This is a genomic window from Pseudooctadecabacter sp., from assembly GCF_020627745.1.
Lineage (GTDB): Bacteria > Pseudomonadota > Alphaproteobacteria > Rhodobacterales > Rhodobacteraceae > Octadecabacter.
The window spans coordinates 6349-21219 of the sequence record NZ_JAHDGE010000022.1; the positions used below are offsets into that span (position 1 = coordinate 6349).

At 60.1% G+C, this 14871-nt stretch carries 13 protein-coding genes; 4 read left to right on the forward strand and 9 right to left on the reverse strand.

The features are described 5' to 3' along the window. A partial coding sequence (locus QZ653_RS09795; protein ID WP_296419874.1) for a hypothetical protein occupies positions 1 to 1831 on the reverse strand: 1831 nt, incomplete at its 3' end. Between the two features lie 216 nt (positions 1832 to 2047). After that, positions 2048 to 3025 carry a DMT family transporter gene (locus tag QZ653_RS09800; protein ID WP_296419875.1) on the reverse strand — a complete coding sequence of 326 codons (978 nt, stop codon included), beginning with the start codon at positions 3023 to 3025 and terminating at the stop codon, positions 2048 to 2050. Positions 3026 to 3125: 100 nt separating this feature from the next. On the opposite strand from QZ653_RS09800, the gene QZ653_RS09805 reads away from it, so the two are divergent. Continuing rightward, complete coding sequence (locus QZ653_RS09805) at positions 3126 to 4091, forward strand: NAD(P)H-binding protein (protein ID WP_296419876.1); 966 nt, start codon at positions 3126 to 3128, stop codon at positions 4089 to 4091. Here the strand turns inward: QZ653_RS09805 and leuB are convergent. From leuB to leuC, 7 genes are all read right to left on the reverse strand, one after another. After that, on the reverse strand, positions 4088 to 5191 hold the full coding sequence (gene leuB, locus QZ653_RS09810; RefSeq protein WP_296419877.1) for a 3-isopropylmalate dehydrogenase: 1104 nt from the start codon (positions 5189 to 5191) through the stop codon (positions 4088 to 4090). The genes QZ653_RS09805 and leuB overlap by 4 nt on opposite strands. Positions 5192 to 5266: 75 nt before the next feature. Continuing rightward, positions 5267 to 6313, reverse strand: coding sequence for an endonuclease/exonuclease/phosphatase family protein (locus tag QZ653_RS09815; RefSeq protein ID WP_296419878.1), 1047 nt, complete (start codon positions 6311 to 6313; stop codon positions 5267 to 5269). Between the two features lie 14 nt (positions 6314 to 6327). After that, positions 6328 to 7128, reverse strand: a complete 801-nt coding sequence (locus QZ653_RS09820) for a hypothetical protein (protein ID WP_296419879.1) — start codon at positions 7126 to 7128, stop codon at positions 6328 to 6330. Positions 7129 to 7517: 389 nt separating this feature from the next. Then, complete coding sequence (gene leuD, locus QZ653_RS09825) at positions 7518 to 8123, reverse strand: 3-isopropylmalate dehydratase small subunit (protein WP_296419880.1); 606 nt, start codon at positions 8121 to 8123, stop codon at positions 7518 to 7520. 127 nt (positions 8124 to 8250) lie between these two features. Beyond that, positions 8251 to 8739: a hypothetical protein gene (locus QZ653_RS09830; RefSeq protein ID WP_296419881.1), complete on the reverse strand. Its 489-nt coding sequence runs from the start codon at positions 8737 to 8739 to the stop codon at positions 8251 to 8253. A 106-nt stretch (positions 8740 to 8845) separates the two neighbouring features. Then, positions 8846 to 9550 carry a hypothetical protein gene (locus tag QZ653_RS09835; protein ID WP_296419882.1) on the reverse strand — a complete coding sequence of 235 codons (705 nt, stop codon included), beginning with the start codon at positions 9548 to 9550 and terminating at the stop codon, positions 8846 to 8848. Then, a complete protein-coding gene (gene leuC, locus QZ653_RS09840; protein WP_296419883.1) occupies positions 9547 to 10953 on the reverse strand; it encodes a 3-isopropylmalate dehydratase large subunit in 1407 nt (468 codons plus the stop codon). Before leuC ends, QZ653_RS09835 begins: the two co-directional genes overlap by 4 nt. Positions 10954 to 11234: 281 nt before the next feature. On the opposite strand from leuC, the gene QZ653_RS09845 reads away from it, so the two are divergent. From QZ653_RS09845 to QZ653_RS09855, 3 genes are all read left to right on the forward strand, one after another. After that, a complete protein-coding gene (locus tag QZ653_RS09845; protein WP_296419884.1) occupies positions 11235 to 12674 on the forward strand; it encodes a hypothetical protein in 1440 nt (479 codons plus the stop codon). A 93-nt stretch (positions 12675 to 12767) separates the two neighbouring features. Then, a complete protein-coding gene (locus tag QZ653_RS09850) occupies positions 12768 to 13394 on the forward strand; it encodes an SOUL family heme-binding protein (RefSeq protein ID WP_296419885.1) in 627 nt (208 codons plus the stop codon). A gap of 42 nt (positions 13395 to 13436) precedes the next feature. Then, positions 13437 to 14867 (forward strand): mechanosensitive ion channel family protein, encoded by a 1431-nt coding sequence (locus QZ653_RS09855; protein ID WP_296419886.1) that lies wholly within the window; start codon positions 13437 to 13439, stop codon positions 14865 to 14867. Positions 14868 to 14871: the final 4 nt, after the last annotated feature.

Genomic DNA, 14871 nt, shown 5'->3' on the forward strand with positions numbered 1-14871 from the left:
TCTGGGTGCCTGTATTTGTCAGCACATATTCGTAATCAATCGTATCGCCCACGGTATCAAAGGTGGTCGGATCGCCTGCAGGCAGGCGTTTGACAATCTCAAGCCCGGTGGTCGTCACGGCGGGGATCGACACAGCGGATGTTCCGGTGGCCGCGACACCGCCCACGGTGATATCGGCGGTGGCCGTGTTCGTCAGGCTTTCAGCGTCAAGATCATCCTGCGTGATCCGGTAATCGCCGGTGCAGGTGATCAGGGCATTCGGGGCAACGGGCCCGGCAGGGCAAGTGACCGTGCCGCCTGCATCGGTGATCAGCATGTCCGTGATCGAAGGGGCCTGCGGCCATGTGACGTTGCCGGTGTTTCGAATGGCAATCTCGAATTGGATAAGATCGTTGACTGCATCGTAATCAGGCTGGATTGCCGTCTTGAGGATCGTCAGATCAGGCGCGGCGGCGGGGCCGTCAATCTGTACGGAATCCGTATCCGTCTGGGTCGCGCCATCAGGATCTTGTGCATTGACCGTCGCGATGTTGACCAGCTGCGTTCCCGAAATTGCAAAATCGTCAACGTCATCCTGCGTGACCGTATAGGACGCCGTGCAGGTCGTCGTATCATTCGGCGCCTGCGGCACGAGGGTCGCCGTTGTGCAAACCGTGCCGGAAATCTTGTCATCGGTCAGGACGATGTCGGACAACGTCGAATTGCCGGTGTTGGTGATGACGTAGGTGTAGTTGACGACCTCACCGACCGTTGCGAAGGCCGCACGATCAGCCGTCTTTTCAACATCAATCGAGGAATTGAGCGGTGCGGAGGACGTGATGGTCACGCTGTCCTGCACTTCGCCAAGGTTGCCGAATTCCGGATCGCCATTGGCCTGCGCAATATTTGTCACCGCCTGCGCGTCAAAATCGGCCTGGGTGATGGTGTAAACGCCGGTACATGTCGCAAATTCGGCCGTTCCGCCGCCCGTCGTCTCCCGGATCGTGGATTTATCGCAGGTTACGTTTGAAATGCGGTCATCGGTGACACGCACATTGTTGATGTCAACCGACCCGATGTTTGTCACCACATAGGTATAGGTGACCTGTTCCCCCACAGCGGCAAACGTCGTGCGGTCCGCTGTCTTCTCAAACTCGTATCCCGGCGCGATGGTCCGCAGGCTGTCATCCGGCAGGCTGTTGCCGCGCCGGAAATCCCAATAGTTGTCATTGGGGTCCGCGTCGAACACCTGTGTTGTCGTCTGGCCGGAACTCAGGATGTTGCTCAACAGGGTCTGATTGGTTGATGAAAACCAACCCGTGTTGAACGAGTTGTTGCCGAAACCCTGTTCAAAACCAAAGCTTTGCGTGCCGGAATTGTCGGTCTTTTCGGTTTGAATGCTGGACCAGTTTCCAACCGACACACCATTCATGATCAGGCTGATGTCGTTGAAATCGAAACCGTTGGTCTGGGTATCCCCGTCATAGGCAGAGAACCGGACATACATCCGGTCGATACTGCCGCCGAAGTAGTCGGTACACGACCGCACGCCGCAATCCAGCGGGATCGGATTGTTGATGGTGAACGGATTGCCGCGGAAGGCCGCAGGCTCACCGTTGGACTGGAACCCGCGAAACGCACCATCAGGGTCGGAAAACTGGTAATAGACGTTGCCGTTGGTGCCGATCATGACGATCGCGACACCGCCTGCTTCGGGATAGGGGGCCGGAAGGGAGATGCCCTCGTTCGGCACGGTCGTGGTAAACGGCGTGGCGGCAGCCATCTGCGGCACACCCAGACCAACGGCTCCAAAAATCGCTGCTTTGAACAGCTTTACCCAAGACTTTGTCACGTCAAATCCCTCACTCAACACCGGCCAGTTATTGTTCTTATCCGAAAATCTTGTTTCGCGATCGGCCGGTCACTGTTTCAATCGACAGTAGAATGCACGCTTCTGTCGGACAATGGCCCTAAGGGGGGAAAATCGGCGGGGAATGGTCGCCGTTGCCAAATGTGAGGCTTAAAAGCCGCACATTTAGCCACGCGGGTTCAAATGCTACGTCTTATGCTAAGACCGGGGCGCGCTTTGCTGTTCTGGATGTCGCCCCATCAATCGCAAAAACGGACCGGTGCGCATGTAGGTTCCGGTTTCATGACGGGATCGCGTCCGCAGAACGGGCGTTGTGGCGGAATTGTCCGACCCGCTTTCGCGCAGGACGATATACAGACCCGAGGCAATGATGATCCCCGCGCCGATGATGGTCATTCGGTCGATGGATTCCTGAAAAAACAATGCGCCATAGACGGCGGCCCACAAGATCTGGCTGTATTGCATGGGCGCGATGATGGCGGCCTCCCCGATCTGGTAGGCCGCGATGATGAACCGCCCGGCAATCCACGCAAACAGGGACACAAGCGCCACCAGACCCAGATGCTCAATCGGCATCGGTTCGTAAACAAAGGCGAGGGCAAGGCCCATCAGAACAAAATTGGCCACCATTGGGTAAAGAAGCATGACAACCGGACGTTCGTCCGCCCCGATCCGGCGCACGATGATCGACGCGACAGAGCCGCCCACCGCCGCTGCCAAAGCGGCCGCATGTCCAAGGGTCAGTTCGGTCGTTCCCGGACGCAACACAACCAACACGCCCGTCAGGCCCACGATAACCGCCAGCCACCGCCGGATGCGCACCTTTTCACCCAAGATCGGAATTGCAAGAATGGTGATCAACAACGGGGCCGCAAACAAAATCGCATAGGTCTGGGCCAGCGGCAGAACGGTAAAGGCATAGAAGGCGCTGATTGCAGTGGTGACTGCGGCCAGGGTGCGCAGGGCCATCCACCACGGATGAACCGGCAAAAGCGTGCCAGGCTTGGCATCGCGCATCAGCATCACCGTGGCCAAAGGAAAGCTGAACAACACGGAAAAGAATACGATCTGGACAGGGGAATAGGACGCGCCCAGAATTTTGACGAACACATCATGTGTTGCGAATATCCCGAAGGACAGCAGCGCCAGCAGGGCGCCTTTGGCATTTGCAGACATGGATCGTCCTCATTTCCGTTTCGGCCACGACATAGCAGCGTCAGTGACGTGGGGCCAACGGGGAATTGGCAAGGCTGCTATGCGCACATAGGGTGACGGAATGATAAACGGTCCGGCAAAATCCATTCTTCTGTTCGGGGGCACTGGCACCATAGGCCGCGCCGCTGCGCGGGCCTTGGTGTCGGCAGGGCACCGTGTCTGCTGTGTCGTGCGGCAGGGGGCCGATACGACGACCCTGCCGGAAGACACGCAAATCTGGCACGCGATGGGTGATGACGGAACGCTGTTGTGGGATGCAGGCGATCTGACCGGCTATGATGCGGTGGTGTCGTGTCTGGCATCACGCACAGGCGCGCCGCAGGATGCATGGCGGGTCGATCATGATTTGAACGCAGCTGTGCTGGACGCCGCACAAACGGCTGGCATCCAACAGTTCGTTCTTTTGTCCGCCATATGTGTCCAGAAGCCCGCACTGGCTTTTCAACAGGCAAAGCTGGCGTTCGAGGCAAAGCTGATTTCAAGCGGACTGACCTATTCCATCGTCCGGCCCACCGCCTTTTTCAAATCCCTGTCCGGTCAGGTGGCGCGCGTTCAGGCCGGAAAGCCGTTCTTGCTGTTCGGCGACGGGGCCCTGACCGCCTGCAAACCGATCAGTGACCGCGATGTCGGTCGGTTTCTTGCCCTTTGCCTTACCGATGCGGCATTGCAAAACAAGGTCCTCCCTGTCGGCGGGCCTGGCGAGGCGATGACCCCGCGACAACAGGGTGAGATGCTGTTCGAACTGACGGGTCAGACACCCAAGTTCCGTGCCATACCGGTGCGTATCATGAATGGCATTATTGGCGCGCTGACCCTTGGCGGTCACCTGAGCCCGTCTTTGCGCGCCAAGGCTGAACTGGCCCGGATCGGGCGCTACTATGCCACGGAATCCATGTTGGTTTGGGACGGGTCGCAGTATGACGCGGCCGCGACGCCGTCTTTCGGGTCAGATACCCTGCGCGACCATTACCGCGCCATGATCGCGGGGGACGTGGCCGCCGATCTGGGCGACCACGCTGTCTTCTAAAGTGATGCGTCGAGGGCTGCGAGGATCGCATCACCCATGCCGGATGTGCTGACCGGTGTGGTGTCCTCATCGCCGAGCAGATCGCCCGTGCGCACGCCATCTGCCAGCACCTGTTCAATGGCCTGTTCCAGACGTGTGGCTTCACCTCCTTGGTCAAAGGAATACCGCAGCGCCATCGCAAAGCTGAGGATACAGGCAATCGGGTTCGCCTTGCCCTGCCCCATGATATCCGGGGCGGACCCGTGCACGGGTTCATACATCGCCTTGGGGCGGCCATTGGCCATGGGGGCGCCCAAAGAGGCGGACGGCAGCATACCCAGCGAACCGGTCAACATCGCCGCGCAGTCGGACAGAATGTCGCCGAACAGGTTGTCCGTATAGATCACGTCAAACTGCTTGGGCGCGCGCACAAGCTGCATCGCACCGTTGTCCGCGTACATGTGGGACAGTTCGACCTCGGGATAATCCTTGTGAACCTCGGTGACGACATCGCGCCACAGGATGCCGGATTCCATGACGTTGGCCTTTTCCATCGAGCACAGCTTTTTGTTGCGCTTCATGGCCATGTCAAACGCCGCGCGTGCGCCGCGTTCGATCTCTGCCTCGGTGTAGCGCTGGGTGTTGACGCCCACGCGCATGTTGTCTTCCATATGGATGCCACGAGGTTCGCCGAAATAAACGCCGGAGGTCAGTTCGCGCACAATCATGATGTCCAGACCTGCAACGATGTCCTTTTTCAGGCTGGAAAAATCCGCCAGCGCATCAAAACACTGGGCGGGGCGCAGGTTGGCGAACAGGTCCATCTCCTTGCGCAGACGCAGCAGACCGCGCTCCGGCTTTACGGAAAAATCAAGGTCGTCGTACTTGGGGCCACCCACGGCACCCAGCAGAACGGCATCAACTTCTTGCGCTTTGGCCATGGTGTCGTCGTGCAGTGGCACGCCGTGCTTGTCATAGGCCGCCCCGCCGACAAGGTCCTCGGACACATCAAAATTCAGGTCCCGTTTGGCCCCGAACCAGTCAATAATGCGGCGCACCTCGACCATTACTTCGGCACCGATGCCATCACCGGGCAGGATCAAAAGAGACGGGTTCGACATGTCAGTATTCCTTGGCTAAATCGCGTTGCCACGCGCGTAGCCCGTCAGACGGCGGGGGTCAAGAATGCCGTCCGACTAGGGGGGCACCGCGACGTCGATCCAGACCAGTCGGTGCGGGCCTGTTCCCTCAAGCAACTGGGCCAGCGGATCGGATTCGGGGGGCCAGAACACCCCTTGATCCAGCACGCGCAGATTGGCGGAGGGAACCACATAGGACACGCGCAGATTGCCCGGCCCGTCGTCGGGCCAGTCGGCGGTATCATGACGTGGCGGACCCGTGTGCCAGTCATCTGCGGCCTCTACCGCGCCAAGGCTTGCAGGATTGGTGGGTTGCAATGCGGGATGGTCCAGCAGCGCTGAAATTCCGGCGCGGACCCCCTCACCATCGTTGGGGTCGGCGTTTGCATTGCCGATAAGGACCGGATTGACAGGGGCGGGACCGAAATGGCCTGTCAGGGCTGCCTCCCACAGGCGCAGTTCGTCGCGGTTGCGCAGCCCGTTGAAATCCTCGGGGCCATCGAAGACAGGGGCCGTGGCATCGAAGGCCAGCAACGTCAGGCGCGTTTGTCCAACCACCACAGGGACCATCCAATGGGCATTGGATGATACCGGAAGGGAGTCAAACGCGGCGGCATCGGGAAAAAGCGTGCCATCGCGCTGCGGCAGGACATGGCCCGGCACCTCACGCCATAGCACGTCGGAAAGGTCGACAACCTCCGCTGATAAAACGGGATAGCGTGACAAAATCGCGATACCGCCGTCCCCCAGAAAGCGGCCGTACCCAACGGCATCGCGCGCATCGCCGCGATAGCCGTTCGCATCCAGATCAAGGCCAGTTTGCCGCCCGGTATTGGGCAATGCGGCATAGAGGTGGGGATAGGGCACCGCAAGGCTGTCTGAAAACGCCCCGAGGGCCGCAAGATTTGCGTCAAAGTCAAAATCGGTCAGCACCAGAATGTCCGGCGCGACATGCGTGATGATCCGACCCACGGCTGCGATTTGCGGATCGTCCGCCTTGAGAATATCGCGCAAAAGCAGCGCCGGGCTGTCGCGGCTGAGCGGTGCGGCATAGGTCGCAATTCTGATCGACTGGTCAGCCGCGACCGATGTTGCACCGGCCATAAGCCAGCACGCGATCAGGCCAGCACGCCATCCTCGTCCTGCGCACTGAGGTATGCCCGTTCGCGTTGCAACGCGATCATCTGGGCGACGCGGAGCATGGCGATGCCTCTCATGATCAGGCTGGCGGGTACAAAGGCCCATGCGGTCATCGTCCAGATTAAGGTATGTGAATCCTGCAACTGGATGGGGTTAAAGACATCCGAGGCCAGTTTCACCAATGCTGGGATCAAGAAGGGCAGCAGAAATCCTAAGATAATGTTAACCTGTCCATCCCGTTCGAGACGTTCGACCACGTCGCCGCCGGCTGTCGGGTCGAAGGTCGGCAGGTTTGTCCAGACGTTGAAGCCGCCCCGCTGGTTGGGCCAGTTTTTCAGCCGCAGCGCGATGATGAAAACGGCGAGGGAGACGAGCGAGACCAGATAGCTGAGGCCTGCAGCAATGCGGACGTTGTTGATCAGGACGGCATCGGCCTCAGCCGGGAGCATCAGAACCACAAGGCGCACGGGCGAATAGGGAAAATCCATCGCATCGGCAAGGTTGCCGCCGATCAGCTGGAACAGGCTGGTCAGATTGGTGGGATCATAAGTGCCTTTGGCAATAATCGTCAGGGCGAAAAGCGTGGCCGCAAGGCCCGCAAACCGCACACGATTGAAGGGCGGGGCATCGCGAAATTCAATCAGGCTGGGGGAGGAGGAATTGTATTCAACAAAGGTGAAAACGCCCGCAACGATACAGACCAGACCGACAATCTGGGCCGTGTCCACAGTTGTGCTGGCCAGCACCAGTGCCGGCATCGAAATCATCAAAATGACCATTGCCGCCCGAAGGACAGCACCTGAAAGCCGTGAAAACACTGCCTTTTTTCCTTCATCTCGGTCGGTCGCGATACGATGCCGCGCCCTTGTCCCGGTCTGATCCTGCGCATTGATGGCAGGCTGCCTCATAGTTGCCATAATGTTGCCTACATTCGGTTAACGTCGCAAGTGACGCTTTCTATGTCCCAAAAAATCAGGGCCGATTTGCGGCAAGACTGGTGCGAGATTGCAACCATTCCAAAGCATTGAAAGAACTACATCTATATGTAGGGAGCCGCGCCCCGACAGGCACAAGTTTCCATTCACGAAGCATTAGGACCTGCGTCAAAAGTAAGGGGCACCCGAAGGCGCCCCTGTCTTAGATTTTGCCATAATTGACGCGATGAAGGTTAAACCCAAGGCCGTTCGGCGGAAACCTGCGATTCGAACGTGTCGATGGATGCGGCCTTTTCCATGGTCAGGCCGATATCGTCCAACCCGTTCATCAGACAGTGTTTTTTGAAGGGATCAAGATCGAAGGTGAACACCTCGCCGTCCGAGGACGTCACGGTCTGCGCCTCAAGGTCCACTTCGATCCGCGCGTTGGCGCCTTTTTCGGCGTCCTTCATCAGCGCATCACGCTGGTCTTCGGGCAGCACGATGGGCAGGATGCCGTTCTTGAAACAGTTGTTGTAGAAGATGTCTGCAAAGCTGGTGGAAATCACACAACGGATGCCGAAATCGGCAATGGCCCACGGCGCGTGTTCGCGCGACGACCCGCAGCCGAAGTTGTCGCCTGCCACAAGGATGGACGCATCACGGTAGGCGGGCTGGTTCAGAACAAAGTCTGCGATTTCATTGCCCTGACGGTCATAACGCATTTCGTCAAAGAGGTTCACGCCCAGGCCGGACCGTTTGATGGTCTTCAAAAACACCTTGGGAATGATCATGTCGGTGTCGATGTTCACCAACGGCATGGGCGCCGCGATGCCGGAGAGTGTGTCGAATTTTTCCATTTGGTTTCCTTTCGGGCGTTAACCATTTGCCCCAGTCGATCTTAAGCAAGGTTAACACGGTGGTAAGAGGCACAATGCGTACACATGCCGTACACATCCTGTATGTACAGCAGGCATACATAGCCGGTCAGGCGGGGCTGGTGAGGACCTCCGCACAGCGGGGGTGAAGCGTGCGCCCGTGGGCGCGACACATATCGTAAAGGTGGCGGAGCCAGGGAGCGGGGGCGGTGCGTGCAGCGGTCCGTGCTGTTTGCGATGTGGCCGCTTTGGACGCATAGGTCGCGCCCTTGCCGATCGCCACCGCATGGGCCGGACGCTGCCAGATGGCGCTGCGCGCCCATGTGCCCGCCTGTGTGGTGCCCTGCAACGGACCCAGAATGCCGCGGGACGACATTTCGGTCATGACCGCCTGCGCCTGATCAAGGCTGAGCCCCAGCCGTTGCGCCAGCGAAAAGACGGAAAAATTCACACGGCTTTGGGCATGGTAAATCGCCGCGTGCAAGGCAGAGGCCGGATAGGCCGCCTTGGTGGCCGCCCCGAAGGAGGCCGTCGGCATCAGCGGAGCGGCGATGGCACCGCCCAGCATCTGGAGAAATCCGCGTCGTTTCATGGTCATCGTGACCTCCTGTCTGGTGCCCCGTCGAAGGGGACTTGCGGTGCCATCCGGACATCAGCCGCGAGGTGGCATGGAGAGGGGGCATCATAATTTGCGGCGGGTCTGATCATGACAGCACCGGTTTTTGCATGGCGTCCGCGGCCCAGTTTTCCGTCAACCGGCCACTGAGGCCCAGGCTGACGCATTCGTCCAGCATCCCCCTGCGTTTCAGATCGCGGGCCACATTATGTGCAAAACGCCGCAACTTGAAAACGGAGATGTTGGAAAGCTGCGGGAAAAGATCGGCGTGTTTGACGTCGTTGCCCAGCCCGCTTGTGATGATGCTGTAGTGACACGTATCCACAAACCGGCCGTCCAGACTGGGGATGGGCCAGTCCGTGATGTGCTTTTGATATTTCACGTACCGGTCTTCCCACGGAACGATGTCGGGATGCATGCTGAACTGAGGCACGAAGGCCACGCTTTGCGTGACAGGCACCGCCAGAACAGACGGCGCCAGAAGCGCCAGAAACCCGCCCAGCGAATTGCCCAGCGCATGATAGGTCTGATCCGGCCCGTCCTGCCGGATCAGGTCGCTGATCCTGTCGAAATCAAGGGCGTTGCCCCAAGTGCGTTTGCGGTCAATGATAAAATAGACGAAATCATAGCCGGATCCGGCCCTGAAAAATTCGGGGCGCTGCACGTCGATTCCGTTCATTTCATGGCCGACCCCCGTAAACGACAGCAAGGAACGGCCCGTCGGGGGGCCGCCATAAGCTGTCTTTGAGAGGATGAGGGTGTCATCCTCGAATACGGTGTCGGCCTGTATCATGCCATGAGGTCCCGAACGTCGGTGAGACGTCCGGTGATTGCTGCTGCTGCCGCCATGCCGGGGGAGACAAGGTGCGTGCGCCCCTTGTAGCCCTGACGGCCCTCGAAGTTGCGGTTGGAGGTGGAGGCGCAGCGTTCGCCTTCGGCCAGTTGGTCGGGGTTCATGGCCAGACACATGGAACAGCCCGCCATGCGCCATTCGAAACCGGCTTCTTTGAAGATGTCGGCGAGGCCCTCTTCTTCGGCTTGCGCGCGCACGAGGCCCGAACCGGGCACGACCATGGCGCGTTTGACGGCAATCTTTTTGCCTTTGAGGACCTCTGCCGCGGCGCGCAGGTCTTCGATGCGGCCATTGGTGCAGGACCCGATGAACACCGTGTCGATTTCGATGTCGGTCAGTTTCTGGCCGGGCTTGAGGCCCATGTAGTCGATGGAGCGTTGGGCCGCGCCGACCTTGCCGCCCTCAAAGGAGGATGGTTCCGGCACGACGGCATCAATCGGCAGCACGTCTTCGGGGGAGGTGCCCCATGTGACGGAGGGCGCGATGTCTTCGCCCTTGAGGGTCACGACCTTGTCCCAATGGGCGTCGTCGTCGGAATAGAGCGTTTCCCACCAGGCTTGTGCTGCTTCCCATTCGGCGCCTTTGGGGGCGTGGGGGCGGCCTTTGCAATAGGCAAAAGTCTTGGCGTCGGGCGCGATCAGGCCAGCGCGCGCGCCGCCTTCGATGGCCATGTTGCAGACGGTCATGCGGCCTTCCATGGACAGGTCCTCGATCGCGGTGCCGCAATATTCGATGACGTAGCCGGTGCCGCCTGCGGTGCCGGTGGCACCGATGACGGACATGGTGATGTCCTTGGCTGTCACACCAGGACGCAGGTGGCCGGTGATCTCGACCTTCATGTTTTTGGATTTCTTCTGGATGAGGGTCTGGGTCGCCAGAACGTGTTCAACCTCGGACGTGCCGATGCCGTGGGCCAGCGCGCCGAAGGCACCGTGGGTCGCGGTGTGGCTGTCGCCGCACACGACGGTCATGCCCGGCAACGTCCAGCCCTGTTCGGGGCCGACGATGTGCACGATGCCCTGACGGACGTCGGACACGGGGTAGTAATGGATGCCGAAATCCTTGGCGTTCTTGTCCAGCGCTTCGACCTGAATGCGGCTGTCTTCGGTCATGGTTTCGGCGTTGGCGCGGTCCAGCGTGGTGGGCACGTTGTGATCCGGCACGGCGATGGTTTTCTCAGGCGCGCGGACCTTGCGGCCTGCCATGCGCAGACCTTCAAAGGCCTGCGGCGATGTCACTTCGTGGACCAGATGGCGGTCGATATAAAGCAGGCAGGTGCCGTCTTCCGCCTCATGTGCGACGTGGGCATCCCAGATTTTATCATAGAGCGTCTTGGGGGACATATCGGTCCTCTCCCGTATTGGTGTGGTGGAAATGGGGTGGGGTCGCCCGAAGGCGCGGCGTCATAGACGGGCGAGGATGGTGCGGTTGGCACCATAAAAGCGCCAAGGCAGGCGCGCGCGGTCATCCATGTCGAATACTTGGGTCATGGGGGTCAGATATACGCGCCACGCGCGCCTCGCAAGTCAGATGTCTGTGTCCACGCGCACGGACGCCTTGAACCAAAGGACGCAGGATACCCGAAGGATTCACGCCGATTTGCCCTATCGAGAGGAGATTCAAGATGTCTTTTAGCCCCCCGTGGCGTCTGCCAGCCCTTATTTTTGCGCTGGGCGCGTCCCCTGCCCTTGCGCAGAATTTCCAGTATGAAAGCAAAGTGGGCTTTCCCGATTTCGGGTTCATGGTCTCGCCCAAGGACTATCAGGGACCGGTCTTTGCCCTGGCGGACGATTTTCCGCAGGCGATTCCCCCGCTTGATCCGCAGGTCGAGGAAATTCTGTCGATTGATTTCAAGGCCGACCCCATGGCCTATGTGATGGCCGTGCGGGACTATGTGTTCACCGGCAACATCCATGGCGGCGATGTGGCGGATGATTTCATCCTGCAAAACAATTCCGAAGGGATCGGCTGGTATCACATGCCGTGGCAACACTGGGGGTCCACGGGCCGTGAGGGGTATCACGGGCTGACCCGTGAGGGGCCCTTGTCGCCGCAGGTTCTGGCGCCCGAGCAGACGGATGCGTCCTATGCCTATGCGGTGGGGTTCTACAACGGCCCCGGCGGGTTCACCATCGGGCAGGTCTGGAACGATCCCTACGGCGGGCCGGACCTGACCCATATGATTGACGCCATGGAGACCGGATTTGCCTTTCCCGAAGGCACGGTCGTGGGCAAGTTTCTGTTCACATCCTTGGGCGCGGATCAGGTGCCGTGGCTGGACAACCCGCTGCAATGGGACGGTTACGTCTATGAATGTGACGTCGATCCATCGGTCGATTGCCCGAAAGGCAGCGAGATGATGACCGCCCCGCGTGTGACGCAGGCCATGAACCTGTTGCAGATGGATGTGATGGTCAAGGACAGCCGCGCGGATGAGGCCGGTGGCTGGGTCTTTGGCACCTTTGCCTACAACGGCGGTGCGGCGGGATCGTCCGAGTATTCCGATTACGGGTCGTTCTGTGCGGGTATCCCCGGTGAGGGCAGGAACTGGTGCAACCTGATGCCTGTGGGCGTGATGTGGGGCAATGACCCCGACAATGCCGACACATTCATCAACAGCGCGCCCACCGAGACGGTCATCAATGCCGATCTGGAGGAGACATGGATCAACCCCGATGAGGCCCTGCCCGCCATGCACCTTGGGTTCAATTCGCGCCTGAACGGGCCTGCGGACAATCCCACGTCCAGCTGCATGTCGTGCCACGCCACCGGTCAGGTGCCCAGTGTCAGTGCGATTATGCCATGGCTTGACGGGGTGGATATTCCGGCGAACGGCACGCAGGCGTCGGACGCGTGGATGCGGTGGTTCCGCAATTTCGAGGACGGTGAGGCGTTTGATGAGGGTCTGGCCGTCAGTATGGATTTCTCCATGCAGCTGACCAAGGGGATCGAGAATTACATCCAGTATCGCGGTCAGGTCGAATCGGGGCTGTTTGCCTTGCAGTACTGGGGCAGCGGCGCGGGGGAACCGGTGAGCCGCGGGGCGACTTTGCCGATGCAATAGAACGACCCCTCTGGATGGGGCCAACCCCGCCTGCGTTGCGCAACGTGGGCGGGGTTTTTCTTTGCGCTATGTGGTGGGGCAAAGGAGACCGGCATGAAACGGATTTTGGCAGCATTGGGGATCGGGGCGGCAACCATGGCAGCGGCGGACGACGGGTATTACGGCAAGTACGAAACACCCCGCTATGAGGTTGTGGCAGAGTATGGCGCGGCGGAACTGCGGTCTTACGCGCCGCATCTGCTGGCGGTGGTGGCCGTGCGCGGTGACAGGCGCGGGGCGTTGAACCAAGGGTTCCGCACGCTGGCCGGATACATCTTTGGCGGCAATGCGGGCGGCGCATCGGTGGCGATGACATCGCCGGTCACGCAGGCGCCTGCGCAGATCGACAGGGCAGCGCCGGTGACGCAGATCGGCGAGGACGGGGTGTGGGAGGTCACATTCATGATGCCGTCGGACTTCACCCGCGACACCCTGCCTGCCCCCAACAACGACGCCGTGCGGTTTGTCGAGGTTCCGGCACGGCAGATGCTGGTCGCCACCTTTTCGGGCCGCAGCACCGACCGGATCCTGACGGCGCAGACCGACGCCCTGCGGCGGCTTGCCGATGAGGCGGGCATCGGTCTGACCGGTGCCCCCACCTTTATGTTTTATGATGATCCGTTCACCCTGCCCGGCAACCGGCGCAACGAGGTCGGCTTTGAGGTCCGGTCGGGGACCTGAGCCAGCCTTGATCCTTGGGGATCGCGGGGGCATGGTGCGGGTATGGCAAACCATGTAGCCCAGAGCGGGCCGGACGATGCAATTCAGGATCTGCAGGAACAGGTGCCGCCTGAGGCATTTGAGGCGTTGCGCGATGCGCCGCCCGCCGTCCCCAACACACCTTTGGATGAAATCACGGAAGTCGGGCAGTCGCTGATCGCCCAGGGGCTGACGTTTATGGAATCCCTGTTCCGGCCGTGGAATTTTTATCAGGTGTTGATCGCGCTGGGGCTGTTTGCGGCGTCCCTGATCCTGCGGCGGGTGTTTGCACCCCGTCTGCATGAATGGCTGCGCACGCGCGAAGGCTGGCCCAAGTGGCGGTTGCGCATGGCTTTGGTGGTGCACAAACGTCTGGGCGGGATTTTCTTTGTCGTGCTGATGTGGGTTGGCGTTTTTGTCATGCGCGAGGTCACGTGGCCGTCGCGGTCCTATCTTTTGGGCATCATCGCCAATCTGGCGCTGGCGTGGCTGGTGGTGACATTCGCGACGCGGCTGATCGGCAATCCGTTTTTGCGGTCGATGGTGCGGTATGGCGCGTGGATTTATGTGACGCTGAACATCATCGGCATCACCGACGAGGCCGAAACGCTGCTGGACAGCATCGCGATTGAGTTGGGTGAGACGCGGATTTCCGTCTGGCTGGTGTTGCAGGCGGTTTTCATTCTGGGCGTATTTTTCTTTGTGGCGCGGTTTTTGTCGACGACCACATCGGCCCGCATCCAGCGCAACGAAGACATCAGCCCGTCCATGCAGGTGCTGGCGGTCAAGTTTTTGCAGGTGCTGCTGTACGGGGCCGCATTTTTCATCGGGCTGCGGGCGGTCGGGTTTGATCTGACAGGGTTGGCCGTGCTGTCCGGTGCGATTGGTGTGGGCCTTGGTTTCGGTCTGCAAAAGGTGGTGTCGAACCTTGTGTCCGGTGTCATCATCCTGCTGGACAAGTCGATCAAGCCGGGGGATGTGATCACCGTGGGATCGACCTTCGGGTGGATCAATTCGCTGGGCGCGCGATACGTCAGCATCACCACACGCGACGGGCGCGAATACCTGATCCCGAACGAGGACCTGATCACCACACAGGTGGTCAACTGGTCCCATTCCAACGATTTCGTCAGGCTCGATATCTATTTTGGCACGGCCTACGGCGACAACCCCCATGAGGTGCGCAAGCTGGCGATCGAGGCGGCGGGCAGCGTGGACCGCGTGCTGGATTTCCGCCCGCCTGTCTGCCACATCGTGGGCTTTGGCGACAGCAGCGTGGATTACATCCTGCGGTTCTGGATCCGCGACCCCACGGGCGGTCTGACCAACATCCGCGGCAACGTCTATCTGGCGCTGTGGGATGCGTTTGAGGCGAACGGCATCTCGATTCCGTTCCCGCAGCGCGAGGTGAAGGTTCTGGAGGGGTCGGAACTGGGACACAAGGCGCTGGATTAGGCGC

Bases quoted from the DNA above. Each gene is read 5' to 3' on its own strand.
- QZ653_RS09800 (WP_296419875.1), bottom strand. From the start codon at position 3,025: ATGTCTGCAAATGCCAAAGGCGCCCTGCTGGCGCTGCTGTCCTTCGGG.
- QZ653_RS09805 (WP_296419876.1), top strand. From the start codon at position 3,126: ATGATAAACGGTCCGGCAAAATCCATTCTTCTGTTCGGGGGCACTGGC.
- leuB (WP_296419877.1), bottom strand. From the start codon at position 5,191: ATGTCGAACCCGTCTCTTTTGATCCTGCCCGGTGATGGCATCGGTGCC.
- QZ653_RS09815 (WP_296419878.1), bottom strand. From the start codon at position 6,313: ATGGCCGGTGCAACATCGGTCGCGGCTGACCAGTCGATCAGAATTGCG.
- QZ653_RS09820 (WP_296419879.1), bottom strand. From the start codon at position 7,128: ATGGTCATTTTGATGATTTCGATGCCGGCACTGGTGCTGGCCAGCACA.
- leuD (WP_296419880.1), bottom strand. From the start codon at position 8,123: ATGGAAAAATTCGACACACTCTCCGGCATCGCGGCGCCCATGCCGTTG.
- QZ653_RS09830 (WP_296419881.1), bottom strand. From the start codon at position 8,739: ATGACCATGAAACGACGCGGATTTCTCCAGATGCTGGGCGGTGCCATC.
- QZ653_RS09835 (WP_296419882.1), bottom strand. From the start codon at position 9,550: ATGATACAGGCCGACACCGTATTCGAGGATGACACCCTCATCCTCTCA.
- leuC (WP_296419883.1), bottom strand. From the start codon at position 10,953: ATGTCCCCCAAGACGCTCTATGATAAAATCTGGGATGCCCACGTCGCA.
- QZ653_RS09845 (WP_296419884.1), top strand. From the start codon at position 11,235: ATGTCTTTTAGCCCCCCGTGGCGTCTGCCAGCCCTTATTTTTGCGCTG.
- QZ653_RS09850 (WP_296419885.1), top strand. From the start codon at position 12,768: ATGAAACGGATTTTGGCAGCATTGGGGATCGGGGCGGCAACCATGGCA.
- QZ653_RS09855 (WP_296419886.1), top strand. From the start codon at position 13,437: ATGGCAAACCATGTAGCCCAGAGCGGGCCGGACGATGCAATTCAGGAT.